Here is a 26,202-nt window from a genome sequence, read left to right as displayed (position 1 = left end):
GTGTCAGGCCTCACTGCCTGACAGGCTTTCTACCTTCCGGCCTTCGCCTTGCGGCCGTCCTTCTCAGCTGCCTTTCGCGCTGCCTTCTCTGCCTTGCGCAGCTGCTTCTCCGGTACCGCATAGTCCTCCTGTGCACGGGAGTGACGGTAATAGTCGGCGGCTTCGTCCTGTCGCTCAGCCTCGACACCGGTCGCGATCGTGGCACGGCGGTGATCGTCGCCATAGCCGAATGCGTCCACCAGATCCAAGGCATTGGCAGACAGCTTCTCGCACAGGCGATTCAGCGTCTCATTGAGCTGCCGGGCGCGCAGCATCGGCAGACGACCGTACATGAGGTGCCAGCCCACGTGCTTCTCGATGAGGCTGAGACCGTAGGTGTCGCGCAGACGCCGGAACAGCTTGTTCTGGTCAGGGTCCTGCTGCTCCCTCATCGCCTCGTCGAGGGCCTTCCACTTCTCCAACTCAACGTAGGCACGAGCCATCTCGATGAACTCATGCTGATTGGAGTTGAACAGGTCCGCGGCATCGGCGGCCGACATCTTCATCGCCGGCCGCAGCGCCTGGGCGAGTCCGGAGACCATGACTTCGAGCCTGGTCTCGAGAAGGGAGCGCTGCAGACGTCCGGAGCGGATCCGCTTCTCGCCGAGGTTGGGGGTGAATACGTCGGAGATGGCGAGTCCCGCATTGGCGAGTCCGGTGCGGTAGAGCGTGTGCTCGGCTGCCTGGGTGCCGATGTAGCGGGCGGCCCCGCCGACGTCGATGTTCGCAAATTCCTTCGCATAGTCGCCGAGGAGGCGCTTGGCTGCCAGCTGCAGGAGCACCGTGTTGTCGCCCTCGAACGTGGCGTAGATGTCGAGGTCGGCGCGCAGTCCCACCAGGCGGTTCTCGGCCATGTAGCCGGCGCCGCCGCAGGCTTCCCTGGCCTCTTGGATGACATCGAGGGCCATCCATGTCGTGTCGGCTTTGAACGCTGCGGCTCGGGTTTCGAGCAGAGCCCGATTCTCCTCGCTCTCATCGGCACCGGAGAAGACTTCCTCGAACGAGGTGAGCAGCTTCTCGTGAGCGAAGGCCGAGGCGTAGACCGAGGCGATGGCTGGCATGAGGCGGCGCTGGTGCTGCTGATAGTCCAGCAGGGTGGTCTCGTTGATGTCGTCGACGGAGGTGAACTGCTTGCGTTCGAGTCCGTACCGCACAGCGATGTCCAGCGCCAGCTTCGAGGCCACGATGGCCGCGCCGTCGAGGGAGACACGGCCCTGGACGAGAGTCCCGAGCATTGTGAAGAAGCGACGTCCGGGGGAGTCGATGGGGGAGGTGTAGTCGCCCGCGGGATTCACAGCGCCATAGCGATCGAGAAGATTGAATCGAGGAATGCGAACCTGTTCGAAGACGAGCCGGCCGTTGTCGACGCCCTTGAGCCCACCCTTATAGCCGTCATCTTCGATGCTGATGCCCGACAGGACACTCCCGTTCTCATCACGGATCGGCACGAAGAACGCATGCACACCATGGTTGACCCCATTGGTGATGAGCTGGGCGAAGACGACCGCGGCACGTGCATCACGGGCGGCATTGCCGATGTATTCCTTGGTCGCGGCACGGAAGGGCGTGTTGATGACGAACTCTTCCTTCTCGGCCTCATAGGTCGCCGTAGTGCCGACCGCGGCCACATCGGAGCCGTGTCCGATCTCCGTCATTGCGAAGGATCCCAGAAGTTCGCCCTTCTGTGCTGCGACCAGCCACGCATCGTGCTGTTCGGGGTTGCCCAGGTGCAGGATCGCTCCGCCGAAGAGTCCGAACTGGACTCCTGCCTTGACCTGGAGACTGGGGGAGGCGGTGACGGTCTCCTCGAAGCTGGCGATATTGGTCGCATGCTTATTGCGCCCGCCGAGGGAGGGTGGCAGGGCCACCATCGGCAGTCCGGTGTCAGCCATGAGCCTCACCCCGGCGAGCGTCTTCGCTCGTGTGGTCTCAAGGTCATCGGCCGGGTCTTCATGGGTGATCTCTTCGAGTGCCAGGGTGCGCCCCTGGCGTCGAGCCTCGGCCCACTGGCCGTCGAGTGCGGTGTTGATCGCCTGTGGATCAAGGGAAAGCTTCATTCGTCTACTCCTAGTTTTGCGGGCAGCGAGGCCCAGAGCCATTGACTGATTGCGGTGGCGAATTCATCGGGGCGGCTGGGGTCGGTCAGCCAGTTTTCGGTTGCAGCGCGCACGAAGCCAATTGCACCCGCTGCCCACAGCTGCCCCTGTGATCCTCCGAGACCGAGCCGCTCGGCCAGAAGGCCGGCGATGGAATTGAAGAAGCCACCAGTCTCTGTGGGGGCGAAGCGGTTGACCGCGGTATCGCAGAATCGGTAGATGTTCGGTGACTCTGCAGCGAGCGCGACGAAGGCGTGAATCATCTCCGCCAGTGCATCCTGCGCCGAGGCTGCTGTTGCGTCATCGAGTGATTTGGAGATGACATCCATCGCCCATTCGCCCATTGCCGCCTGCAGTCCGGCACGATCCGTGAAATACCGGTAGAGCACCGACTTCGTCGTTCCCGAGTATTCCGAAATCTGCTCCATCGACAGTTCGTCTCCGTGCTCGTCGACGACATGCCGGACCGCGCGCAGCAGTTCACGGCGTCTGAGGTCGCGATGCTGCTGCCACCGGGTGGAACGACCATCTGTGAGCGATTTCATATGACAGACAGTATCAGGTACTGTCGGTAGCAGTTAAATCCATATACCGGAGGTGCAAATGTCCACTCCCACCCAGCGCTCCGTCATCCTTGGCGGCAACCGCATTCCGTTCGCTCGCTCGAACAAGCAGTATTCGAAGGCCAGCAATCTCGATATGCTCACCAGCACCATCGATGGTCTCGTCGCTCGCTTCGGGCTCGCCGGAGAACGCATCGGCGAAGTCGCCGGAGGCGCAGTCCTCAAACACTCGAAGGACTTCAACCTGACCCGCGAGGCTGTTCTCGGTTCTGCCCTATCGCCGACTACTCCGGCCTTCGATGTCGGGCAGGCCTGCGCGACCGGTCTTGAGACCGTCGTCAGCCTCAACAATAAGATCAATGCGGGTCAGCTCGAGTCGGGTATCGCCTCGGGCGTCGACTCGACCTCGGATGCCCCCATCGTCGTCAACGATTCGATGCGTGAGATTCTGCTCGAACTCTCGCGGGCGAAGACGCTGGCCCAGAGGGCTAAGATCGCCGCTCAGATTCGTCCGGCATACCTGGCCCCGCAGGCTCCCTCAACGGGTGAACCTCGCACAGGTATGAGTATGGGGGAGCATCAGGCAATCACCACAGCCGAGTGGCAGATCACTCGCGAGGCTCAGGACGCACTCGCGGCGGCTTCGCACCGCAACCTGGCCCAGGCCTGGGACGAGGGCTTCTTCGATGATCTCTCGACTCCCTATCTCGGCGTGAGTCGCGATACGAACCTGCGCCCGGATTCGAGCGTCGAATCGCTGGCGAAGCTGGCGCCGGTCTTCGGTCGCAACCTGAAGACCCCGGCAACGATGACTGCGGGCAACTCGACTCCACTCACTGACGGCGCCTCCTCAGTGCTGCTGGGCAGTGAAGATTGGGCGAACGAACACGGATACACCCCGCTGGCTCGACTCGTCGATGCCGAAGTGGCCGCCGTCGACTTCGTTGACGGTTCCGAAGGGCTGCTCATGGCTCCCGCTTACGCGGTTCCTCGTCTGCTGGCCCGTAACGGTCTGACATTCGAAGACTTCGACGTCTTCGAGATCCACGAAGCCTTCGCCTCGACAGTGCTCGCTCATCTGGCAGCGTGGGAGTCTGAGGAGTTCTGCCGAAACAAGGCCGGTCTCGACGGGGCCCTGGGCAGCATCGACCGGGCCAAGCTCAATCCGCTCGGCTCAAGCCTCGCCGCCGGACACCCGTTCGCGGCGACCGGTGGGCGCATCATCGCCTCCACCGCGAAGTACCTCAAGCTCACCGGCAAGAAGAGGTCGCTGGTTTCGATCTGCGCTGCAGGCGGCCAGGGACTCACCGCGATTGTGGAGGCAGCATGAAAGACACCTACCTGGACTTGGTCAACGGCCCACTGAAACAGGTCGCGAAGACACTGGGCCTGCCGCAGCCGGTCGAACTGCACCGCTTCGACTCAACTCCGGCGGACTACCGTCGGAAACCGGTGCTCGTACTCGGCGCCGGACCCGAGGCGCAGAAGCTGGCCGACCTGCTGTTGGACAACGGCCTCGAGGTTCGACGCCACGCCACCTCGGGGGAGTCCCTGCGAGCCATCATCGCCGTCTTCGACGAAGCCACCGCGCCCGCCGACCTGTCGGCGACCGTGCTCGAAGTCGGAACTGCTCTGCGGTCGCTGGCCCGCTGCGGACGCGTCATCACGATCTCTGCTGCCCCGAACCCGCAGCAGCAGAGCCCCGAACTCGCGGCTGCGACACAGGGGATCACCGGCCTGACACGGTCCATGGCTCACGAGATGCGCAGAGGAGCCACCGCCAACGGGATCCTCCTCGACGGCGTCGACGTGCAGGCACCCTCGGTGTCCACCGCACTCTGGTTCCTCCTCTCAGGCAAATCAGCCTATGTCTCGGGCCAGTTCATCACCGTCTCGACGCAGGCCGGCACCCCGATGGGGATGAAGGAGTTCCTCTCCACCGGTGAAGCCGGCCCGCTGGCAGGACGCACCGCAGTCGTGACCGGTGCCGCCCGGGGAATCGGTGCCGCGATTGCGCGCAACCTGGCCCGTGACGGTGCACAGCTCATCGGCGTCGACATGCCGCAGGCCGGGCAGGCTCTGGCAGAGGTGATGAACGAAGTCGGCGGCAGATCGCTCCAGCTCGATATCACCACGGAGACCGCTGCGGAGAAGATTGCCGAGGCAGTCGGGGGTCCCGTCGACATCCTCGTGCACAATGCCGGAATCACCCGGGACAAGATGCTGGCGAATATGGATGCCTCCCGCTGGGACTCCGTCATCGCCGTCAACATCGCCTCCCAAGCCCGCATCAACGCCCATCTGCAGGCTGAGGGCCTCTTCGCCGAGGGCGCACAGGTCGTGTCACTGGCCTCGACCTCGGGAATCGCAGGCAACCGCGGGCAGACGAACTACGCAACCTCGAAGGCCGGAGTCATCGGACTCACCGCCGCCTCGGCGCCGGACTTCGCGCAGCGTGGAGGAACGATCAATGCTGTGGCTCCCGGCTTCATCGAAACCGATATGACAGCCAAGATGCCAGCCTTGACCAGGCAGGTTGCACGCAGGCTCTCCAGCCTTCAGCAGGGTGGACAGCCCGTCGACGTGGCCGAGACCATCGGATTCCTCGCCTCGGCGGGGGCCCGTGGGATCAACGGTCTGACGCTGCGGGTGTGCGGCCAGAACATGGTGGGTGCATGATGGCGAAGGATTCGATGCTTCCGCTCTATGCGAAGGCCGTGCTCAAGGCTCTGCCCTTGGGCACGCGCACGAGCCCGGACCTGCCCAGTCGTGCCCTGGATCGGAGTATGCCGATCGAGGCCGATGCCTACGCCGGTTTCACCACCGTCATCGGTGCCGGGCTGGGCAACACCGTCCATCCGGGCTACCTTCACGTCCTCGCATTCCCTCTGAGCATGCAGCTGCTCGGCGATCCTGAGGTGCCGCTGCCGATGATGGGCATGGTCCATATCCACAATAGGATCGACAGCCTCGGCGCCGTGCATGTCGGTGACAGCGTCGACTTCCATGTGGAGTTGGCCGGTCCTTACCAGCATTCGGCCGGAACCACGATCGAGGTCATCGTCGAAGCGAAGGTTGAGGGTGCCCTGCGCATGCGGGAGACCACGACTTATCTGGCCAAGGGCAAGAAGCTGCCCAATGCAGAAGCGAAGCCACAGCCGCCGCGAGAGGAGTTCACTGCTCCCACCCCGAGTGCACTGTGGCGACTCGACCCGATCATCGGCCAGCGCTATGCCCACGCCTCGGGTGACTACAACCCGATCCACCTCAACGGATTGGCGGCGAAGGGCTTCGGCTTCCCGCGCCTCATCGCCCACGGAATGTACGGCGCCTCGCGCGCCCTGTCCGCGGTCGATACGAGGCTCGAGTCCTACCGATGGGATGTGTCGTTCGCCAAACCCGTGCTGCTGCCCTCGACCGTTGGCTTCGCCATCACCGAGGGCCAGAGGCATGAGGCCGCGAAATTCGCCGTCTTCGATCTCAAATCCGGCAAACCGCACATCCTCTCCGAGGTCTCAGAACTCGGTGAATGAGCCTGTGCAGGCGCCGGTGAGGACCTCAGCAGAATCAGTTGAGTGCCGTGCGTCACAATCGGCCGATCTGATTTTGCACGGCCGAAAGTCGCGTGTAAAGTAATCTCTGTTGCCAGCGCGAGTGGCGGAATTGGTAGACGCGCTAGCTTGAGGTGCTAGTGCCCAACTTATCGGGCGTGGGGGTTCAAGTCCCCCTTCGCGCACAACAGAGGAAATGGCCTCCGGATCTGATCCGGAGGCCATTTCTCATTCACTCCTGCCGCTGAGACGGTGACCCGCTGAGGCGCTGACCCGAAAATCACGATCGGCGGACACCATGGGTCGGACTGCCGCAGGTGCTATAACGTGGATCACGTCAGCATCTTTGCACCTATCCGACGGGAGACACCGTGTACGATTTCAGCGCCGCCGAGGCCGAGGTCACCTCTCTGTGCCAGCAGCTCATTCGCATCGACACACAGAATTGGGGTGGCAACAAGGTCAACCCCGAACGGCCAGCCGCGGATCTCATCGCAGGCTGGTTCGACGAGGTGGGGCTGACGTCGACGATCATCGAATCCGAACCGGGCAGGGCCTCCCTGGTCGCCCGGATCAAGGGAACCGATCCCCAGGCGGACGCGCTCGTCGTCCACGGCCACACCGATGTGGTTCCGGCGGCGGCAGAGGACTGGAGCGTCGACCCTTTCGCCGGTGTCATCGAGGACGAGCTGCTCTGGGGTCGGGGAGCCGTCGATATGAAGGACATGGACGCGATGATCATCGCCGCTGTCCGCGATATGCTCCGCCAGGGTCTGCGTCCGCGCCGAGACCTCATCATCGCTTTCTTCGCCGACGAGGAGGCTGGGGGGAACTACGGCGCCCGCTATATGGTCCGCAACCACCCGGAGCTCTTCGCCGGAGCCACAGAGGCCATCTCCGAGGTCGGCGGCTATTCCGTCGATGTCCGCGGCCAGCGCGTGTACCTCGTCCAGACCGCAGAGAAGGGCCTCGCCTGGCTCAACCTCATCGCCCACGGCACGGCGGGTCACGGCTCCCAGCGCAACGATGACAACCCGGTCACCCGGCTTGCCGCAGCCATCGCCCGCATCGGCGAATATCCATGGCCGCAGGAGATTCCGGTCGCAACAAGGCAGCTCCTCGAAGGAGTTGCGGAGATCACCGGCATCGAATTCCGGGCCGATACGGTCGGTGAGCTCCTGGCCGAACTCGGGTCTGTCGAGAAGTTCGTCGCCCCGACGCTGCAGAACACGTCGAATCCGTCATTCCTCAATGCCGGGTACAAGCACAACGTCATCCCCGGCACGGCCACGGCCTACGTCGACTGCCGGACCCTGCCAGGTCAGCACGAGGATGTGATGCTCAAGATCAAGGAGCTCGCAGGGGAGGGCATCGACATCGAGGCCAATGACGAGGGAGATGCTTTGGAGGCGCCCTTCGACACGCCGCTGGTCGCACAGATGCGCAAGAGCCTGCTCGATGACGACCCCTCAGCGAAGGTTCTGCCGTATACGCTGTCGGGCGGAACGGACAACAAGTCCATGGCAGAGCTGGGCATCACCGGTTACGGGTTTGCGCCGCTGCAGCTGACCGGTGACCTCGACTTCCCGGCGATGTTCCATGGTGTCGACGAGCGAGTGCCGATCTCCGCACTCAAGTTCGGGGCGAGGGTTCTGGGCGATTTCCTGATGAAGGCATAATCGTAATCGCGATCCCGAGGAGCACCAGGGCGGCACTGATGACCGTCGTGGTGCTCACCAGGGATCCGGGCAAGGGCAGCAGGAGATCGAGCAGGAGCGCGCCGAGGAGATTTCCGAACAGTGAGAACAGGCTGAGCAGCAGCACTCCGAGCTTCGCCACGGTCAGCGCGGTCAACCCGATGAAGATGACGCCGAAAGCACCACCGAGCAGCATCCACCACTGAGTGGGCTCCGTCGGGAATCCTGCCCAGGTCACCCCGGAGAGCATGATGACCCCAGCGGCCGCGAGCAGGGCGAGGAAGCCGACGGCGAAGTTCACAGTGGTGGCGACGATGACCGAGCCTGTGGCGGCTTTGATCCGCCCGTTGAACGCCTGCTGGACGGAAGTCAGGGCGCCAGAGACGAAGGGCAGCAGCAGGGCCCAGAGCGGCACTCCCAGGTTGAGTCGCTCCGACGCGCCGTAGACCAGGGCGGCGATGACGACGAGGACCCCGAAGACCCGGAGGAACGTCAGGCGCTGCCTCCCGCCCGGCGGCAGGCGTGTGGAATCGACGGCGAGACCACCGGTCACCTGGCCGGAGACGAAGGCCATGGTGAACATCGCGACGCCCATGATCGGCACGGTGGATGCCTGAGCGATGACGACGAGGCCGCCGCTGAGACCGCCGAGCAGCATCCACCACGGCATCGCCTGAGTGCGGAGAAGTCGGATCAGGATTCTGGCGCTGGCCCGAGACCGGGAGGAGCACAGCAGAGCCGTGCCCACGAGGATGAGCCCGATGATGAACGAGACGAGTGCGGCGAAGACAGAGTGACCCAGGATCGGACCGAGCAGGCCGTTGGCACGACCTTGGAGGGACATGGCACCGCCGGCCACGATGGTGACGAGACCGGCGAAGAGGACGGGGAGGAGCGCAGCGGGTGACTTCACAGGGCCGGTGTCAGCTGCTCAACGTCAGAGGCATGATCTTACGACGCAGCCAGACGGTCTTGGTGCCTCCCACGGAGATCCGGGTCCGTGCGAGCTCCCATTTGCCGTACTCCGCCTCATCATTGAGTTCCTGGAGACTGACAGATCGCGGTGTTTCTCTGGAGAACGAGACCTTGCGAAACTCATAGGCCATGCTGGGACGCTGACGCTTCATAGGCCCACTGTAAACGATCTGGGCTAGTGTTGGTCACATGCCCGTCATCGTTCTCCTCCGGCACGGCGTCTCCAGTGCGAATACGGCAGGGATCCTCGCCGGGCGCGCTCCCGGCGTGTCGCTGACCGATCAGGGTGTCAGCGCCCTTCGCGACACCCTGCGGATGCTTCCGCAGCGCCACTTTTCCCGCCTGCTGCATTCACCCCTCATGCGATGTGAGCAGACGGCTCAGATCGCGGCGTCTGCGGTCACCGCCGGCTCTGTTGCCGCCGTCGATGACCTCATCGAACTCGACTACGGCGAATGGACCGGGCGGAGCCTGAAGGAACTCGGAAACGAAGAGCTGTGGACGACCGTCGTCGAACAGGCATCGCGGGCGCGTTTTCCCGGTGGGGAATCCATCGCCGAGGCGGCCGACCGTGCCGTGTCACAAGTGAGAACCATCGTCGACGAGCTCCGTGCGGAGGAGCGCAGCGACGAGGAAGAGCGCAGCGACAGCACAGAGGATCGTCAGGGCAGAGCCGATCGTTGGGCGATGCTGGTCTCCCACGGCGACATCATCAAGGCGATCATTGCCGATGCGCTGGCGATGCCGCTCGATGATTTCCAGCGGATCAGCGTTGCCCCGGGCTCCTTCACCGTCATCGACTTCTCGGGGCCACGGCCGGTCCTGACGGCGATGTCGGTCACCGCAGCCGGGCTCTCCGAAGGGAGCACACCCGGCGGCGGCGGACTGCGCTGACGCTCAACCGAGCCAGTCAGCACTGATCAGGTGGCGCCGATCAGGTGGCGGCGAGGACTCCGGTGCCCAGCAGGATGTAGAGCACGATGCCCAGGGCCACGCGGTACCAGACGAAGATCGCGAAGGACTTGGTCTTCACGTAGCCGAGGAACCAGTGGATGACGAGGAGTCCGAGTCCGAAGGCGATGATGGTGGCCAGGATAGTCGGTCCCCAGCCGATGACCATGTCCGTGCTGCCGAGCGTCTGGAAGACGCTGTAGAAACCGGATCCCAAGACTGCCGGAATGGCGAGCAGGAACGAGTAGCGGGCGGCGGCAGGACGGTCGAAGCCCATGAAGCGTCCGGCCATGATCGTGCCGCCGGAGCGGGAGACACCGGGGATGAGCGCCAGCGCCTGGGCGAAGCCGTAGGCGATGCCCTGGCCCCAGCTCATGTCCTCAAGGGTGCGTTCCCTCTTGCCCACCCAGTCGGCGAGGCCGATGACGAGTCCGAAGACGATGAGCATGGTCGCGGTGATCCACAAGCTGCGCAGGGCACCCTCGATGGCGTCCTGGAAGAGCAGACCGAGGATGACGATCGGAATCGAACCGACGATGATCAGCCAGCCGAGTCGGACTTCAGGGTCCTTGCGGTCGTGTTTGCCGACCAGTGCCTTGCACCACTTCGAGATGATGGAGACGATGTCGCGCCAGAAGTACACGACGACAGCCGCCTCGGTGCCGATCTGGATGATCGCGGTGAAGAACGCGCCCGGATCCTGGCCCGGCAACATGAATTCACCGACGATGCGCACATGCGCTGAGGACGAGATCGGCAGAAATTCTGTCAGTGCCTGAACGATTCCAAGCACAGCTGCGACCAGCCAGTCGTACATGCGTCTCCTTGAGAAAGTGGGATGGGAACGAAACCACGGTAGTCGCCGAATCAGGTAACCTCAACAATCATGAAGCATCAACGCCTCGGCAGAACCGGTCTTGAAGTCAGCGATGTGGGTCTCGGCACATTCGAGTGGGGACACCGAGTCGACGCCGCAGTCGCACAGCGACTCGTCAATGAGTACGTCGACGCTGGTGGGAACCTCATCGAGCTTCCCAGTTCGGGAGTGCACGCGGCTCAGGTGCTGTCTCAGCTGAGTCTTCCTGAGCAGATCGTGTTGGTTGCCCGAGTGGGCGTGTCCATGAGTGAGCCATCCCACATCGAGGTGGGTCTGGGCAGGGCTCGGATCCTCAACCAGGTCGATGCCCTGCTCAGTGCCACCGGACGTTCCCACATCGACATGCTCATCCTCGATGTCTTCGATGCTGAGGTGGACAGGGCAGAGACCGCCTCGGCGATCGATACGCTGCTGACGCTGGGCAAGATCCGCTACGTCGGCGTGTCCCACCATGCCGGTTGGGAGTTGGCAGAGATGCGCGGAGCAGGTCTGCCGATCGCCTGCGCGATCGCCGAATACTCCCTGCTCAACCGGGAGGCAGAGCACGATCTGCTGCCGGCTGCGAACTACGCAGGCGTGGGACTCATCGCCGGTGCCGGCCTGGGCAGGGGAGTGCTGAGCGACAAATATCGGCGCGGCACTCCACAGGACTCACGTTTCGCGGTGGGGGAGCTCACCGACTATGTCGGGGCCTATCTCGACGACCGAGCGACGCGGGTGCTGGCAGGTGTCCGCAAGGCGGCTGCGGCATTGGGAGTGACGACGACGGACATCGCGCTGGCGTTCAACAGATACCAGGGAGTCGCCTCATCATTGGTCTCGGCCCGCACCCCTGAGCAGATGGCTCAGCTGCTCAGCAGTGAAATCGAACTCGAACCCGAGATCGCCGAGGTACTCGACCAGATCTCGTGAGGTCGCAGCCGGTTCGTACCTGATTCAGTCGTCTTCGTCGTCCTCGTCGATGGCGAAGTCACCGTCGAGTTCGTTGTTCTCGTCATCCTCCTTGGCGTCTTCGACATCATCGAAGAGCTCAAACGGAGTGACCTCGTCGTACGCGGTGTAGATCGCGTCTTCATAGATTTCGAAAGCGTCAGCCAAGGCCATGTAGGCGGCTTCGACACGGGGGTCTTGGTCTCCATTGCGGTGTGCGGATGCAGCGAAGTGTTCACCCACTGCTTCGAGGAATGCGTCCAGGGCCTCACGAGGATCAGTGCTCATGACTCAAATGTATCCCAGGGAAGTCGGACATGTAAGTCTTTGAACTAGGCTGAAGGCATGGCAGCTTTGTACGACCACCCCACCCCAGATCGATTCGTCGTCGGCACGATCGGTCTGCCCGGCGAGCGAACGTTCCTCCTCCAGGCGAAATCCGGAACTTCGCTGACCACAGTGGTGGTCGAGAAGGAGCAGGTCGAAATCCTCGCCGATCGCGTCACCGAACTTCTCGATATGGTCATGGTCAAGGATCCCGCGGCGCGAGTGCCCCAGTCTGCGATCGACGAACGCATCGACAACGCCGGTCTGAACGTCCCGATCGAACCTGAATTCCGGGTCGGCACCATGAGCCTGGGCTGGGACACGGTCGCCCACGAGCTTGTGGTCGAATGCTTCGAACTCACCGAGGAGGATGCTCAGACGGGCACCTCTGCAGAACCGGATGACGATGAAGTCGAGCGAGAGGTGCTGCGCATCGTTCTCGACGCCGCCGGCTCACGTGAGTTCGCCCGCCGGGCCGACCAGGTCGTCTCTGCTGGTCGCGGCGACTGCCCCTTCTGCTCGCTGCCGCTGGAACCCGAAGGGCACCTGTGCCCCCGTGCCAACGGCATCGCCCGCGTTTAAGAGAGTCATGCACGAAGCTTTCGCCCAGCAGGCCCTGGAGCAGGGTACCTGCACCGTCATGGGAGCGATCCCGCGGGCCAGCAACGACACCCGCCTCGTGGTCGTCGACCACGCCGGCACCCACCTCAAAGCCGTCTACAAACCGGCATCGGGAGAGCGACCGCTGGCAGATTTCCCACCGCACACCCTCTCGCTGCGCGAGGTGGCGTCCTACCGGCTGAGTGCTCACCTCGACTTGAACGTGGTTCCGCCGACCGTCATGCGGGGAGACCTCGGAGCGGGGCCAGGGTCGCTCCAGGCCTATGTCGAGGACTCCGGGGACGATGATGCCGTCGCCCTCACCGGGGTCGACGGCATCCCTGCCGATCACACTCCGATGTTCGCCCTGCGGACTGAGGATGGCACCGATCTGGTGCTCTCCCACGACACAAGGGAGGGGCTGCGGGCGATCGCCTTCTTCGACCTCCTCGCGAACAATGCCGACCGGAAGGCGGGCCACATCATCACCGGCAGCTACCTGCCGGGCAGCGGTGCGGCCAGCATCGGCACCTACGGAATCGACAACGGTCTGACGTTCCACGCCGAGGAGAAGGTGCGCACCGTGCTGTGGGGTTTCTCTCATCAGTCGTTCCGGGCCGAAGAGATCGACGCCCTCGACGAGGTGGTCCGAATGCCCACGGAGCTGCGGACCGTGTTGGACGAGTCTTTGGACGAGGCAGAGATCGAGAGCCTGCGCGCCCGGGCGGAGCATCTGGGAGAGGCCGGAACGTTCCCCGATCCGCCGCAGGATCGGACCGTCATTCCTTGGCCGCCGATCTAGAGACGGCACCGCCTGAGGTCGGAGGTGCCGTTCTGCTATGACTCCGTTAGGCTGGTCTCCGTGAAGTCATGGTCCGAACCTCAGCTACCCCGCCTCACCAGCTCCGGAAAGGTGCCGACAGTATTCGACACCGGCACCCGGAGCCCACGCAGACTCAAAGGGCGTGACCAGGCGGCCGGTCTCTATGTATGTGGAATCACCCCGTACGACGCCACCCATCTCGGTCACGCGGCGACCTATGTCGCCTTCGACCTTTTGAACAGGGTGTGGCGTGATGCGGGGCTCGACGTCGTCTATGTGCAGAACACCACCGATGTCGATGACCCCCTGCTCGAACGGGCCAACGCCACCGGAGTCGATTGGCGTGAACTCGCAGAGTCCCAGATCGAGCTGTTCCGCGAAGACATGACGGCGCTGCGCGTGCTTCCGCCGCAGAGCTACATCGGCGTCGTGGAGTCAGTCGAACAGATCGTCGCAGCGGTCGAGGACCTCGTCGAGTCGCGGGCTGCCTACACCCTCGACAACGGTGACGTGTACTACCGCGTCTCAACTCCGATCAATCCGCCCTTCGGCAGCGTCAGCCACGATGACAAGGCCACGATGGCCAAGCTGTCGGCCGAGCGCGGCGGCGACCCGGACACACCGGGCAAAGACAATCAGATCGATCCTCTGCTGTGGAAGGCCGCACGCGAGGGCGAGCCGTCCTGGGACGGCGGGAAACTCGGGCCGGGGCGCCCGGGCTGGCACATCGAATGCACCGTCATCGCCAACAACTACGCGGGACTGCCCGTCGACGTTCAGGGCGGCGGCAGCGACCTGGTGTTCCCACACCACGAGATGAGCGCAGCTCATGCGGCGGCTTGGAAGCAGACCCCGCTGGCCCGGACCTATATGCACACAGGCATGGTCGGCTACCAGGGCGAGAAGATGAGCAAGTCCAAGGGCAACCTGGTCCTCGTCTCGAAGCTGCGCGAACAGGGCGTCGATCCGATGGTCATTCGCACAGTGCTGCTGTCCAACCACTACCGCAGCGACTGGATCTTCACCGACGATCTGCTCGAATCCGCCTCGGCGCGACTGCAGGCGTGGAAGCATGCGGCAATGTGCGAAGCCGAATGTCGAGAGGGGCTGCGCGGACACATCATCGGTCTGCTGCGTGAGTCTTTGGCCGATGACCTCGACAGCCCCCGTGCGTTGGGAATCCTCGACGAGTGGGCCGAGCACTATGCGGACTCACCTGCCGCCGAGACCGCACCGGTGTGCGGTGACCGGGTCGCGGACGCCGTCGATGCCCTGCTCGGCCTCGATCTGCACAGCTGAGCCGGAGCTCTCTACTTCTCGCGACCGCGTTTGCGCAGGTAGCGTTCGAACTCGGCGGCGATCGCATCGCCGCTGGCTTCGGGCAGCTCCGTGGAATCGTTGAGCTGTTCGAGTCCCTTGAGCAGTTCGACGAGGTGCGGGTTGTTCGCGACCAACTCATCGGCACCGAGCTCCCATGCACGGCTCTCCTCTTCGAGGATGGGAATGTCGATCTCGAGTCCCGTGTACTTCTCCACCGCTGAGGCCAGGGCCAGTTCAGCCTTGGGTGAAGGGGAGTCGGTGAGATAGTCGGGCACACCGACCCACAGGTTGATCGCGTGGCGTCCACGCCTGTCGCATTCGACGCCGAGGAGGCCGAGGATGCCGATCGGTCCCGCATAGCCGTTGACGTCGATGTTGAGATCTGCGGCGAGCACTGCATCCTCTGTGTTCGCGACGACAGGCAGAGGACGCGTATGGGGGACCTCCGCGTGCAGACCTCCGAGGAGGACCACACAATCCTCGGCGGTGACCTCGGACAGGATGAGCGAGAGGAATTCGCGCCACTTCAGTCCCGGCTCATGTCCCTGGATGACGGTGACCGGTATGCCCAGATGCTGCCCCCGATGGACTTCTATTCCCGGCCATGCGATCGTGGCTCGGCCTGTTTCGTCCCGAACGATCTCGGGCTCTGAGAATCTGAACTCGTAGAATCCGTCGGTGTCCAAGATCTCACTCTCGTCCAGTCGCCATGACTCGATGAGATCCTTGACCAGTGAACTGGCGGCCTCGGAGGCATTCGCGTCCTGTCCTTCGAAGGCGATGAACACGAGTGCCCCGGACCCTGATGGAAGAAAAGTCATGCTTCAAGATTACGCTGGAATCATGACGAATCCTGCCGCAGTCCTCTGGGACATGGACGGAACTCTGGTTGATACGGAACCGTATTGGATCAGAGCCGAGACCGAACTGATGAACGCGCACGGCATCAGCTGGAGCGAAGAACAGGGTCTGGAGTTCGTGGGCAACGATCTCCTCACCTCCGCGGCCATGATGCAGGAGGCCGGACTCGACCTTCCGGCAGCCGTCATCGTCGACACCCTGCTCGACCAGGTCGTCGCGAAGATCGAGGAAGCAGTGCCGTTTCGTCCCGGAGCTCTCGAATTCCTCGCTGCGATCGTCACCGCCGGCATTCCCTGTGTGATGGTCACGATGTCCTACCGGCGACTCGCCGAGGCGGTCATCTCAGCATGTCCGGACGGCAGCTTCGTCGGTCTCATCTCCGGTGACGAGGTGACCGCCGGCAAACCCGATCCGGAGCCTTATCTCAAGGGAGCGGCACTGCTTGAGCTCGACCCGGGAGCCTGTGTGGCGCTCGAGGATTCGAAACCCGGACTCGCCAGCGCGGAGGCAGCAGGCACCATCGCCATCGGCATTCCCCACTTGGTGACGCTCGAGGAGCGCCCTGGCCGGATCCTGTGGTCGAGCCTCGAAGGGCGCGGAATTGCTGACCTGAGAGAACTCACGTCCCGACAATCCGTGTGATCTCCGGGGTCGGCGGGGGAGTGTTGCCCCAGGCGGGGCACAGCGGTTTGAACGTGCACCAGTTACACAGCGGTGACTTCTTCGGGCGCCAGCGGTCCGCCTCGGCGGAGGCGATGATGTCCTTCCAGATCGACTCGATCTCGAACTGCGTGCGTTCGATGTCACTCATCGTGGGGTGAGACTTGAGGACGCTCTGCGACCCCAGATACATGAGCTGGAGCGTGTGCACGAGCTCACCCGTGAGGCGGTACTCGACGAGGGCGTAGAAGCCCATCTGGAAATGCGCCTCCCTGCCGTACTGGGGCTTGGGCTGCTTTCCGGTCTTGTAGTCGACCAGACGCTTCTCACCTCCCGGTGCGACATCAACGCGGTCGATGAAGCCCCGCAGCTCAAGGCCGTTGTCGAGCCGTGTGCGCACGTACTTCTCCGTCTCATCGGGCTCGAGGTGCTCCGGGAACTCGAGCGTGAAGTAAGCCTGCAGCAACTTGCCCGCAGTTGTGAAGAATGTCTCCTTCTCACCTTCATCGCCGAAGATCTCGAGCACAGCTGGGTCCTTCTCGACGAGCTCGTCCCAGCTGGGACGAAGCAGGGACTCGGCGACATCCTGCGTCCGCTGTGCCGCGGGGAGTTCGAAGAGCTTCTCAAGGACGGAATGGACGACGGTTCCTCTGAAAGCGGCCTGCGAAGGCGGTTCCGGAAGCTTGTCGATGCTGCGGAATCGAAATTTCAGGGGACATTGTACGAAGTCGTTGGCCCGTGAGGGCGAAAGACTGATCAGCTCGGCCATGTCACCACTGTAACGACTTGGTCTGACACGACGCGTGAGACCGTGGTGGCGACCCTGTCGCTGATAGGCTGAGTGAACCCGACCCCAAGCTAGAGGAACTCCATCGATGGCCGCGAAAAAACACCAGACTGGTGCCTCTTCGGGCTTGCACCTTGGCACTGTTCTCGGCGCCCCGGTGATCCTGGCCTGGTCATGGTTCCTCGCCGCTTTCGTGATCACGATTCTGTTCGCCCCGTGGGTGAATACCGTGCGGCCAGACCTCGGTGTCTGGGCCTGGTTCGTCGCGTTCGCGTATGCGGTTCTGCTGTTCGGCTCGGTCTTCCTCCACGAACTGGCGCACGGTGTCGCCGGACAGTTCTACGGACTCAAGGTCGCCGCGATCGAGCTCAATATCTGGGGCGGGTTCACCAGGTTCGAACCTCAGGCGGAGAATCCGCGTGACAAGGCCGCGCTGACCAGCTTCGTCATCTCCATCGTCGGTCCGATCGTCAACATCGTCTTGGCCCTGTTGGGCTGGTGGTGTCTGAGCGCGGTCTCGCCGACGTCGGTTCCATGGCTCCTGCTCATCGCAGTGACATTCGCGAACGTCGCACTCGGTGCCATCAACCTGCTGCCCGGAATTCCGCTGGACGGCGGGTGGGCGCTGCAGGCTCTGATGTGGCGCCTGACAGGTTCGCAGTACCTGGGAACGATCGTCGCCAGTTGGGTCGGTCGAGTCATCGCCGTCGGCTTCATCGGCTGGTCCGTCATCACACCGCTGCTGGCAGGTGAGCGCCCTGATCCGCTGACCGTGGCGTGGATGTCGCTGATCGCCATCATGCTGTGGTTCTCCGCAGGGGACGCCGCGACTCATGCGAAGCGAGCCCGGAAGATGGAGACCTACGACCTCTCTCAGGTCATCCAGCCTGCCATCGCAGCAACCTGGGACGCGGATCTGGCCGACACACTCGACTATGCGAACACGCTGGGCAATGCGAAGGAACGCACCCTCATCGTCGTCCTCGACCAGAAGGGCCTGCCCTACGGGCTCGTCGACAGGCATGCGGCAGCCGGCCGTCTGGCCGAGTCGCTCGACCAGGTCCCGGCAGGCGAAGTGGCCAGGCCCCTGGCCGGGTGGATCGGAGTCCCCAAGGACATCACGGCACCGCACCTGCTCGAGTCCCTGACCCATCGCCCCAAGGCGCAGTTCAGCCTGGTCATGGACGAGAACACCCTCATCGGCGTGATCGATCTGCAGGAATTCTTCGACGAGCTGCTCGCAGCCTGAACCGGGTGTGCTGAGACACTTCTCATCAGCGTAGAGTGGACGCATCATGACTGAGGCAAGCCATACCGAACCCGACCGGGCCCTGAAGACCGGCGAGAAGATTCAGCTCACCGACCCCAAGGGCCGAATGCACACGATCGTGCTGGCTCCCGGAGAGCTGTTCCACACCCATAAGGGACTCATCGAACACGATGCCATCATCGGTCGCACCGAGGGAATCATCGTGGCGAACACCGGGGGCATCGACTTCCAGGTCTTCCGTCCGCGCTACGAGGACTTCGTCCTGTCCATGCCCCGCGGGGCAGCTGTCGTCTACCCCAAGGACTCGGGGCTCATCGTCACCCTCGGCGATATCTTCCCCGGTGCAGTGGTCGTAGAAGCCGGCGTCGGTTCCGGGGCGCTGTCGATGGCTCTGCTGCGGGCAGTCGGCCCCACAGGCAGGCTCCATTCCTTCGAACTCCGCGAGGAATTCGCCACCATCGCAGCGGGTAACATCGCAGACTTCTTCGATGGTCGACCCGATAACTGGTCGGTCACAGTGGGCGATCTCTCCGATGAGCTGCCGCGCTCCTACGAGGCGGGCACCGTCGACCGGGTCGTCCTCGACATGCTCACGCCATGGAACACATTGGACGCAGTCGCCACCGCACTGGCACCCGGGGGAGTCGTCATCGCCTACGTTGCGACCGTCCCGCAGCTCTCCCGCTTCGTCGAAGCACTGCGTGCCACAGACTGCTTCAGCGAACCGCAGTCGATGGAGGCCATGGTCCGAGGGTGGCATGTGGATGGGCTTGCAGTCCGGCCTGACCACCGGATGATCGCACACACCGGTTTCCTGGTCATCGCCCGCCGCATGGCACCCGGAGTGACCCCGCTGGAGAAGAAGAAGCGACCCCAAGGCACTCCGGCATCGACCGAAGACGTCGATGCATGGACGAAGCCGGAAGTCACCGATGAGGCAGTCGGAGCCAGAGTCGCACAGGGAAAGAAGCTGCGCCGCGTCATGCGTGAGGCGGGAAAACGGTTGGACCAAGAACCGTCGACACCCGAAGCCAACGACCGAGAGCCAGCCAGCCAAGCCTCGAACACCCCCGGGTCGAAGGAGGACCAATGACCGAAACCACGACCGAAGTCAAACGACTGCGCGAGGACACGGCGTCATTGCGCCAACAGCTCTTCAGCGCCGGGAAACGCAATGAAGCCCTGTCGAAGACCCTGCGTACAGCACGAGATGAGCTGAACCGGATCAAGGAGGAAGCCCGTCGACTGACGGAGCCGCCCAACAACTGGGGCACACTCATCGCTCTCGGTGAATCGGGGCTGAACGCCGACGTCATCGTCGGCGGCCGCAGAATGCGCGTCGCCGTCGGACCTGAAGTAGAGCCGGCGCACCTGCGTGCCGGTGCCGATGTCCTGCTCTCGGAAGGTCTTGTCATCATCGGGACAGGGTCCTTCGCCCCGGTCGGCTCCGTCGTCAATGTGCGCGAATTCGTCGACGACACCCGGATCCTCGTCGGTGCTCCCGGCGACGACGAACAGGTCTTCATCCTCGGCAAGGACCTTGTCGATGCCGGCCTGCGCATCGGCGATGCCGTGGTCGTCGACTCCCGCACACACTATGCCCTTCAGGTCGTTGAGAAGCCGGAGGTCTCTTCGCTTCTGCTCGAAGAGGTCCCGGACATCACCTACTCCGACATCGGTGGGCTGGCCGATCAGATCGGCCAGATCAAGGACGCAGTGGAACTGCCCTTCGAGCACCCGCAGCTCTACACCGAGCACGGTCTCAAGCCGCCGAAGGGCATCCTGCTCTACGGCCCACCCGGCTGTGGCAAGACCCTGATCGCGAAGGCTGTGGCCAATTCTCTGGCCGACCGGACCGGTGCCGGTCAGTCCCGCAAGACCTACTTCCTCAACATCAAGGGCCCGGAGCTGCTCGACAAGTACGTCGGCGAGACCGAACGTCAGCTTCGTCTCATCTTCGCCCGGGCCAGGGAGAAAGCGTCGGCAGGATTCCCCGTCGTCGTCTTCTTCGACGAGATGGAGTCCCTGTTCCGCACCCGTGGTACCGGCAAGTCCTCGGACGTGGAGACGACCATCGTGCCGCAGCTGCTGACCGAGATCGACGGTGTCGAACAGCTCGACAACGTCATCGTGATCGGCGCGTCGAACCGCGAAGACCTCATCGACCCCGCAATCCTGCGTCCGGGCCGCCTCGACGTGAAGATCCGCATCGAACGTCCCGATGCCGATGCGGCTCGCGACATCTTCGAGAAGTACCTCACCGCAGAACTTCCGCTGCATGCGAGCGTGCAGACCGGGCATGAGACCCCCGCCGAGGGGGTGTCGGCCCTGATCTCGTTCTGTGTCGACCGCATGTATGCACTGTCACCGGAGAACGAATTCGTCGAGGTCACCTATGCCGACGGTGCGAAGGAAGTTCTCCACTTCGCGGACTTCGCCTCCGGAGCCATGATCCACAACATCGTGGACCGGGCCAAGAAGAGCGCGATCAAATCGCTGCTGGAAACCGGTGAACGCGGTCTCCAGCCGAAGCACTTCGACGAGGCCATCGCCGAGGAATTCAGCGAGCATGAGGATCTGCCCAATACGACGAACCCCGACGAATGGGCGCGGATCTCCGGTCGCAAGGGCGAGCGGGTGACACATCTGCGGATGATGCATCTGGATACGACGCGTGGAGCTCCTGCGCTTCCGCTTGAGAGGGATATCGCCGAGGTGTATCCGAACTCAGACCTGGTCTGAGCCGGCTCTCTGGACCTGCCCGGGCCGGCCCGGTGCGGATCAGCGGCGGCGTCGGCGTGAGCTGGTGGTGCCGCCGGTCACAGCTGTGGCGATGAGCCGCCACCCGACCAGGGTGATGAGGTTGAGGCTGGCAGCGACGACGACGAATGGTCCTTCGGTTCCTGCGCCCGTGAGCGCGCGGAGGACCATGCCGACCAGCACAGTGATCGCCCACACGGCAGTTCCCGTCGCCAGCGGCGCAATCGGGCGATCCCAGACAGCCGACAGCAGCCAGGCGATGCCGAGTCCGGCCAGGAACGGCCACGCTGTGGTCAGAAGCCCCTGAGGATCGAAATTATGAGAATGTGTGTAATGACCGATGATGGTGAATAGGACGACCAGGACGAGGTCGACGATCAACGCGATCGGGAGATGAGATTTCTTCGCAGCCACGTCCCCGAGTCTAAACGTTAGAGGGAGTTCAGATGCTCAGTGTCCACCGTGTGATGGGTTCCGAAACCGAGTTCGGACTGAGCCAACCGGGCAATCCGGGAGCGAATCCGATGCGCGACTCGGCGCGCGTCGTCGACGCCTACGCGGGACCCCGCGGACTCAGGTCCTCACAGAACTTCTGGGACTTCGCCACCGAATCGCCGCTCGCGGACGCACGCGGTTTCTTCATGAACGTCGCCGACGCCGACATCTCTCAGCTCACCCACATGCCCCAGGAATCTGTCGAAGCACAGTATCTGGCCAATGTCGTGACCGAGAACGGCGCCCGTTACTACGTGGACCATGCCCACCCCGAATACTCCTCACCGGAGGTGCTGACTCCGCGTGATCTCGTCACCTTCGATCGTGCGGGAGACCTGGTGGCATTGGCCTCGGTGCGCAGACTGGAGGGCACGGAGGAACCTGTCAACCTCTACAAGAACAACACCGATTCGAAGGGGTCCTCCTACGGCACCCACGAGAACTATCTCGTTGATCGGGCAGTGGATTTCGATGACCTCGTCGCCGGACTGATCCCGTTCTTCGTCAGCAGGCAGATTCTCTGCGGGTCCGGTCGTGTGGGCATCGGACGAGAAGGTGAGACCGCGGGCTTCCAGATCTCCTCGCGCGCGGACTTCTTCGAAGCCCAGGTGGGCCTCGAGACCACCTTGCGCAGGCCGATCGTCAACACCCGCGACGAACCCCACGCCGATCCGGCCAAATATCGTCGGCTGCACGTCATCATCGGCGATGCCACAATGGCAGAGTCGGCGACGCTGGTCAGATTCGGCTCGACTTCACTCGTACTCGGCCTCATCGAGGCAGGACTCGTCCCCAAGCTCGAACTTGACGATCCGATGCAGGCCCTGTGGGACGTCAGTCATGACCTGAGCCTGAGCACGAAGCTTCCACTGTCCGACGGCACCTCGATGACGGCTCTCGAGATCCAGAACTCCTACTACTCGGCCTGCGTCGAAAACGCTGGCGATGACGCGGACACCACCGAGGTTCTCAGCGAATGGAAGAGATTCCTCGACGGTTTGGCCACCGACCCCCGCAGCCTGTCCGACTCCATCGACTGGATTGCCAAGTGGGTGCTGCTCGAAGGTTACCGGACGAGAGAGAACCTTGACTGGGATCATCCGAAGCTCGCACTCATCGACGTCCAGTACCACGACGTTCGGCCCGAGAAGGGTCTGTTCTACAAGCTTGAGAAAGCCGGCCGGATCCGCCGGCTGACGACTGATGATGAAGTCGAGAGGGCCGTGGTCTCCGCGCCCGACGGAACTCGGGCCTACCTGAGATCCCTGGCCGTGACCCGATTCTCGGACTCGCTGGTGGCAGCGAGCTGGGACTCGCTCGTCCTCGACGCGGGGGAGTACGGAATCGTGCGTCTGCCGATGAGTGAACCGCTTAAGGGCAACCGTGAACTCCTCGAGGACAGATTGGCTGAAGTGCACGACTCACAGGCACTGCTGCAGGCACTGGGAGTGGATAGACTGAAAACGACGAACGACGAAAGAGGTGCGATATGAGTTCGCAGGAACAGGTTCACAGAGACCATTCGGCCGGCGGGGGAGAACCACCCACCGAACCGCCGGAGGCCGTGCAAGGGCAGATCAACACGCAGAACGTGGATTCGATCCTCGACGAGATCGACGGAGTCCTCGAATCGAACGCAGAGGAATTCGTACGCAACTTCGTCCAGAAGGGCGGCCAATGAGATGTCAGGATTCTCTCCTGCATTTCTGAGTTCAACGAGCAATTCGTTCGTCGAACTCGCCCGAGCTGTGGCACCCGAAGCGCTGCCGACCACGGCCGGGCAGGATCTGGGGCATCTGGCTCCGGAGGGCACGACGATCATCTGCTTCCGCACCGCCACGGGCATCCTCATGGCAGGAGACCGGCGCGCGACGATCGGGAACATGATCGCCTCCCATTCCATGGAGAAGGTGCGACCAGCCGACGATTTCTCAGTCATCGGCATCGCCGGAACCGCGGGACTCGCGCTCGATCTCATCCGTCTCTACCAGCTCGAACTCGAACACTACGAGAAGATCGAAGGTGCACGCCTGTCGCTGGGAGGCAAGGCCAACCGTCTGGCGTCGATGCTGCGGGGAAACCTGAACTTGGCCATGCAGGGGCTGTCCGTCGTTCCGCTCTTCGCCGGTGTCGACGAAGTGACCCCTGCCGGGCAGATCTTCAGCTTCGACGTCACCGGCGGCAAATACGAAGAGCATCGATTCCATTCGATCGGCTCCGGCTCCGGCTACGCGCGTGGGGCGCTGAAGAAGCTGTGGCAGCCCGACCTTCACACCGATGCTGCGATCTCGGTGGCCGTTGAAGCCCTCTTCGATGCCTCTGATGATGACTCGGCCACCGGTGGCCCTGACTTCGTCAGACAGATCGCTCGATCTGCACCGTTGACCTTGAGCACGGGGTCGTTGAGATCCCTTCGGCCGACGTGATGTCGATTGCCACTGAGGTCATCGATCGTCGGACCAGAAAGGCACTGTCATGATTGAGGCACGGCCATGAGCCAAGCACCGTTCTACGTCTCACCCGAACAGCTGATGAAGGACCGGGCCGACTTCGCCCGCAAGGGCATTGCCCGGGGTCGGTCGGTCGTGGTGCTGCGCTACGACGAAGGCATCCTCCTTCTGGCCGAGAATCCTTCTCCGACGCTGCACAAGATCGCCGAGATCTACGACCGCATCGGCTTCGCCGCAGTCGGCAAATACAACGAGTTCGAAACGATGCGCCAAGCCGGTGTGAGGTACGCGGATCTGCGAGGATATTCCTACCACCGCAGCGATGTCACAGCGCGGGGGCTGACGAACGCATACGCGCAGACGCTGGCCGGGGTCTTCACGACCGAGTCGAAGCCCTTCGAAGTCGAACTCGTCGTCGCTGAACTCGGACTCACCGCCGAGACCGATCAGCTCTACCGGCTCAGCTACGACGGTTCCGTGATGGATGAGACCGAACATGTGGCGATCGGAGGGCAGGCCGATGACATCACAGCAACGCTGAAAGACCTGTCCACCTCGGTGCTGCCGCTGCGAGAGGTCTTCGACCATGGTGTGCGCGCTCTTGCCACCGCAGCATCCGGCACATTGCCGACCCAGGACCTCGAGGCAGCCGTGCTCGACCGGAAAGCGAGCGGACACCGTACATTCAAGCGACTCAGTGACGCCATGATGGCGCAGCTGCGGGAGGACTGATGGCCAGGATCTACGGACTCGAAACCGAATACGGGCTTGCCCATTCGGCAGGAGATGGTGACCGACGCATCGGTCCGGAGGAGATCGCACGCTATCTGTTTCGGCCGATCGTCGAATGGGGACGTTCCTCGAACGTGTTCCTGCCCAACGGTTCCCGGCTCTACCTCGACGTGGGCTCTCACCCCGAATATGCCACCGCCGAATGCGATAATCTCAGCGATCTGCTCACACAGGACCGGGCGGGCGAGTCCCTCATGATCGACCTGCTGACTCAGGCACAGTCGAACATCGAGGCCGATGGACTCGGCGGCCGCATCCACATGGTCAAGAACAACACGGATGCGGCGGGGAACTCCTACGGCTCCCATGAGAACTTCCTCATCCGCCGCAACCTCGATTTCAACCGTCTGACCACGGTGCTGCTTCCCTTCCTCGTCTCCAGACAGCTGCTGGTGGGTGCCGGTGCGATCATCCCGGCACAGTCGTCCTTCCAGCCCGACGTCGAGGCGAACCGAGCAGACATGATGTTCGGACTCTCGGCGCGCTCTGATGTCATGTGGGAGGGACTGTCCTCGGCCACGACCCGTTCACGTCCGATCATCAACGCTCGAGACGAACCGCACGCAGATGCGGAGAAGTATCGTCGTCTCCATGTCATCGTCGGTGATTCGTCGATGTCGACAGCCACCTCGGCGCTCAAGATCGGTTCGGCTGTACTCATGCTCGACCTCATCGAACAGGGCGCACGCATCCCCGAACACGGTCTGCGCCACGCTGTGCGCGACATCCGCCTCGTCGCCAGGGACCTCACCGGGGCGGTGCAGCTCGAGCGCACGGACGGGACGACGATCACGCCGCTGAACCTGCTCACCGACTACCGCGACCGTGCTCAGGTCCTCGTGCAGAAGGGAGACCACAGCCTCGGCGACGATGGGATGGCCGAATACGTCATCGACCTGTGGACCCGGATGCTCGAGGCGATTGCCGCCCAGGACTTCTCCGGCGTCGACCAGGAGATCGATTGGGTGATGAAGAAGACGCTCATCGACCGGGCGTTGGCCCGCGGCATCGACGACCTCACAGATCCGCGGATCTCCCGCCTCGACATCGCTTATCACGACATCACCCCCGACACCGGCCTGTTTCCCAAGCTGGAACGCACAGGTTTGGCGAAGAACCTGGTCACACCCGAGGCACGCGAAAAGGCGAAGGACGTCCCACCGGCGTCCACCCGGGCAGCCATCCGCGGAGAATTCGTCCGCGCCGCTCATGCCGCACGCCGCGACTACACCGTCGACTGGGTGCATCTGCGACTCAACGACGAATCCGGCCGTGCCGTGGCGCTGAAGAACCCCTTCGAGCCCACGCACCCGCAGGCTGAAGCTCTCATCGCGGGCCTGTAAGATCTCAGTGATCTGGTCTTGAACGAAAGGAACCA

The 26,202-nt window shown here is 63.2% G+C and carries 27 protein-coding genes and 1 tRNA gene; 19 read left to right on the top strand and 9 right to left on the bottom strand.

Features of this window, described 5'->3' with window-relative positions; genetic code table 11:
* Positions 1–29: 29 nt before the first annotated feature.
* Together JTF07_RS18485 and JTF07_RS18480 are read right to left on the bottom strand one after the other, a co-directional pair.
* Positions 30–2,096, bottom strand: coding sequence for an acyl-CoA dehydrogenase family protein (locus JTF07_RS18485; RefSeq protein WP_204235684.1), 2,067 nt, complete (start codon positions 2,094–2,096; stop codon positions 30–32).
* A complete protein-coding gene (locus JTF07_RS18480; RefSeq protein ID WP_204235683.1) occupies positions 2,093–2,680 on the bottom strand; it encodes a TetR/AcrR family transcriptional regulator in 588 nt (195 codons plus the stop codon). Before JTF07_RS18480 ends, JTF07_RS18485 begins: the two co-directional genes overlap by 4 nt.
* Positions 2,681–2,738: 58 nt before the next feature.
* On the opposite strand from JTF07_RS18480, the gene JTF07_RS18475 reads away from it, so the two are divergent.
* The 5 genes from JTF07_RS18475 to JTF07_RS18455 all read left to right on the top strand — a co-directional run bounded on the left by JTF07_RS18475 (position 2,739) and on the right by JTF07_RS18455 (position 7,928).
* Positions 2,739–4,028, top strand: coding sequence for an acetyl-CoA C-acetyltransferase (locus JTF07_RS18475; RefSeq protein WP_204235682.1), 1,290 nt, complete (start codon positions 2,739–2,741; stop codon positions 4,026–4,028).
* Entirely contained in the window at positions 4,025–5,377 is a 1,353-nt protein-coding gene (locus tag JTF07_RS18470; protein ID WP_204235681.1) for a 3-oxoacyl-ACP reductase, read from the top strand. The genes JTF07_RS18475 and JTF07_RS18470 overlap by 4 nt, the downstream gene beginning before the upstream one ends.
* On the top strand, positions 5,374–6,231 hold the full coding sequence (locus tag JTF07_RS18465; protein ID WP_252199938.1) for a MaoC family dehydratase: 858 nt from the start codon (positions 5,374–5,376) through the stop codon (positions 6,229–6,231). Before JTF07_RS18470 ends, JTF07_RS18465 begins: the two co-directional genes overlap by 4 nt.
* 115 nt (positions 6,232–6,346) lie before the next feature.
* Positions 6,347–6,434: transfer RNA gene (locus tag JTF07_RS18460), tRNA-Leu, on the top strand.
* 186 nt (positions 6,435–6,620) lie between these two features.
* Positions 6,621–7,928, top strand: a complete 1,308-nt coding sequence (locus JTF07_RS18455; RefSeq protein WP_204235680.1) for a M20/M25/M40 family metallo-hydrolase — start codon at positions 6,621–6,623, stop codon at positions 7,926–7,928.
* On the opposite strand, the gene JTF07_RS20995 is transcribed toward JTF07_RS18455, so the two are convergent.
* Entirely contained in the window at positions 7,882–8,859 is a 978-nt protein-coding gene (locus JTF07_RS20995) for a DMT family transporter (RefSeq protein WP_204235679.1), read from the bottom strand. The two genes, JTF07_RS18455 and JTF07_RS20995, sit on opposite strands and share 47 nt — an antisense overlap.
* A gap of 10 nt (positions 8,860–8,869) precedes the next feature.
* Positions 8,870–9,073, bottom strand: coding sequence for a DUF5703 family protein (locus JTF07_RS18445; RefSeq protein WP_232488267.1), 204 nt, complete (start codon positions 9,071–9,073; stop codon positions 8,870–8,872).
* Between the two features lie 37 nt (positions 9,074–9,110).
* Here JTF07_RS18445 and JTF07_RS18440 point away from each other — a divergent pair, with 37 nt between their 5' ends.
* Complete coding sequence (locus JTF07_RS18440) at positions 9,111–9,815, top strand: histidine phosphatase family protein (protein WP_204235678.1); 705 nt, start codon at positions 9,111–9,113, stop codon at positions 9,813–9,815.
* 40 nt (positions 9,816–9,855) lie between these two features.
* On the opposite strand, the gene JTF07_RS18435 is transcribed toward JTF07_RS18440, so the two are convergent.
* Positions 9,856–10,689, bottom strand: coding sequence for an undecaprenyl-diphosphate phosphatase (locus tag JTF07_RS18435; RefSeq protein WP_204235677.1), 834 nt, complete (start codon positions 10,687–10,689; stop codon positions 9,856–9,858).
* Between the two features lie 69 nt (positions 10,690–10,758).
* Between JTF07_RS18435 and JTF07_RS18430 the strand changes: the two genes are divergently transcribed.
* Entirely contained in the window at positions 10,759–11,661 is a 903-nt protein-coding gene (locus JTF07_RS18430) for an aldo/keto reductase (protein WP_204235676.1), read from the top strand.
* A 24-nt stretch (positions 11,662–11,685) separates the two neighbouring features.
* Here JTF07_RS18430 and JTF07_RS18425 read toward each other — a convergent pair whose 3' ends face one another.
* On the bottom strand, positions 11,686–11,967 hold the full coding sequence (locus JTF07_RS18425) for a hypothetical protein (RefSeq protein WP_198396201.1): 282 nt from the start codon (positions 11,965–11,967) through the stop codon (positions 11,686–11,688).
* 57 nt (positions 11,968–12,024) lie between these two features.
* Here JTF07_RS18425 and JTF07_RS18420 point away from each other — a divergent pair, with 57 nt between their 5' ends.
* From JTF07_RS18420 to mshC, 3 genes are read left to right on the top strand one after another with little or no spacing between them, the layout of a single operon-like run.
* A complete protein-coding gene (locus tag JTF07_RS18420; protein WP_143921690.1) occupies positions 12,025–12,588 on the top strand; it encodes a DUF3090 domain-containing protein in 564 nt (187 codons plus the stop codon).
* 7 nt (positions 12,589–12,595) lie between these two features.
* Entirely contained in the window at positions 12,596–13,408 is an 813-nt protein-coding gene (locus JTF07_RS18415) for an SCO1664 family protein (RefSeq protein WP_204235675.1), read from the top strand.
* A gap of 60 nt (positions 13,409–13,468) precedes the next feature.
* A complete protein-coding gene (gene mshC / locus JTF07_RS18410) occupies positions 13,469–14,728 on the top strand; it encodes a cysteine--1-D-myo-inosityl 2-amino-2-deoxy-alpha-D-glucopyranoside ligase (protein ID WP_204235674.1) in 1,260 nt (419 codons plus the stop codon).
* Positions 14,729–14,739: 11 nt separating this feature from the next.
* On the opposite strand, the gene JTF07_RS18405 is transcribed toward mshC, so the two are convergent.
* The gene (locus JTF07_RS18405) at positions 14,740–15,570 is read right to left on the bottom strand and encodes a proteasome assembly chaperone family protein (RefSeq protein WP_204235673.1); all 831 of its coding nucleotides are present in this window, start codon (positions 15,568–15,570) and stop codon (positions 14,740–14,742) included.
* 22 nt (positions 15,571–15,592) lie between these two features.
* Between JTF07_RS18405 and JTF07_RS18400 the strand changes: the two genes are divergently transcribed.
* The gene (locus JTF07_RS18400) at positions 15,593–16,252 is read left to right on the top strand and encodes an HAD family hydrolase (protein WP_252199937.1); all 660 of its coding nucleotides are present in this window, start codon (positions 15,593–15,595) and stop codon (positions 16,250–16,252) included.
* Here the strand turns inward: JTF07_RS18400 and JTF07_RS18395 are convergent.
* Positions 16,230–17,039, bottom strand: a complete 810-nt coding sequence (locus JTF07_RS18395; protein WP_204235671.1) for a RecB family exonuclease — start codon at positions 17,037–17,039, stop codon at positions 16,230–16,232. The two genes, JTF07_RS18400 and JTF07_RS18395, sit on opposite strands and share 23 nt — an antisense overlap.
* A gap of 106 nt (positions 17,040–17,145) precedes the next feature.
* On the opposite strand from JTF07_RS18395, the gene JTF07_RS18390 reads away from it, so the two are divergent.
* The 3 genes from JTF07_RS18390 to arc are packed head-to-tail and all read left to right on the top strand — an operon-like array spanning position 17,146 to position 21,069.
* Entirely contained in the window at positions 17,146–18,306 is a 1,161-nt protein-coding gene (locus JTF07_RS18390) for a site-2 protease family protein (RefSeq protein WP_204235670.1), read from the top strand.
* 46 nt (positions 18,307–18,352) lie between these two features.
* Positions 18,353–19,420: a tRNA (adenine-N1)-methyltransferase gene (locus JTF07_RS18385; protein WP_204235669.1), complete on the top strand. Its 1,068-nt coding sequence runs from the start codon at positions 18,353–18,355 to the stop codon at positions 19,418–19,420.
* Positions 19,417–21,069: a proteasome ATPase gene (arc, locus tag JTF07_RS18380; RefSeq protein ID WP_204235668.1), complete on the top strand. Its 1,653-nt coding sequence runs from the start codon at positions 19,417–19,419 to the stop codon at positions 21,067–21,069. Before JTF07_RS18385 ends, arc begins: the two co-directional genes overlap by 4 nt.
* A gap of 39 nt (positions 21,070–21,108) precedes the next feature.
* Here the strand turns inward: arc and JTF07_RS18375 are convergent, their stop codons facing one another.
* On the bottom strand, positions 21,109–21,501 hold the full coding sequence (locus tag JTF07_RS18375) for a DUF3054 domain-containing protein (RefSeq protein WP_204235667.1): 393 nt from the start codon (positions 21,499–21,501) through the stop codon (positions 21,109–21,111).
* Between the two features lie 32 nt (positions 21,502–21,533).
* On the opposite strand from JTF07_RS18375, the gene dop reads away from it, so the two are divergent.
* From dop to pafA, 5 genes are all read left to right on the top strand, one after another.
* Positions 21,534–23,075: a depupylase/deamidase Dop gene (gene dop, locus JTF07_RS18370; RefSeq protein ID WP_204235666.1), complete on the top strand. Its 1,542-nt coding sequence runs from the start codon at positions 21,534–21,536 to the stop codon at positions 23,073–23,075.
* The gene (locus tag JTF07_RS18365; protein WP_204235665.1) at positions 23,072–23,263 is read left to right on the top strand and encodes a ubiquitin-like protein Pup; all 192 of its coding nucleotides are present in this window, start codon (positions 23,072–23,074) and stop codon (positions 23,261–23,263) included. Before dop ends, JTF07_RS18365 begins: the two co-directional genes overlap by 4 nt.
* 1 nt (position 23,264) lies before the next feature.
* Positions 23,265–24,008 (top strand): proteasome subunit beta, encoded by a 744-nt coding sequence (prcB, locus tag JTF07_RS18360; protein WP_353844021.1) that lies wholly within the window; start codon positions 23,265–23,267, stop codon positions 24,006–24,008.
* Positions 24,009–24,074: 66 nt separating this feature from the next.
* Positions 24,075–24,764 carry a proteasome subunit alpha gene (gene prcA, locus JTF07_RS18355; RefSeq protein ID WP_204235664.1) on the top strand — a complete coding sequence of 230 codons (690 nt, stop codon included), beginning with the start codon at positions 24,075–24,077 and terminating at the stop codon, positions 24,762–24,764.
* The gene (gene pafA, locus JTF07_RS18350; protein WP_213018929.1) at positions 24,764–26,167 is read left to right on the top strand and encodes a Pup--protein ligase; all 1,404 of its coding nucleotides are present in this window, start codon (positions 24,764–24,766) and stop codon (positions 26,165–26,167) included. Before prcA ends, pafA begins: the two co-directional genes overlap by 1 nt.
* Positions 26,168–26,202 lie beyond the last annotated feature (35 nt).

It is taken from the genome of Brevibacterium sp. RIT 803 (assembly GCF_016892625.1).
Classification (GTDB): domain Bacteria; phylum Actinomycetota; class Actinomycetes; order Actinomycetales; family Brevibacteriaceae; genus Brevibacterium.
The sequence above is the reverse complement of the archived record's forward strand: the minus strand, read 5'-3'. Positions and strand labels throughout refer to the sequence as shown.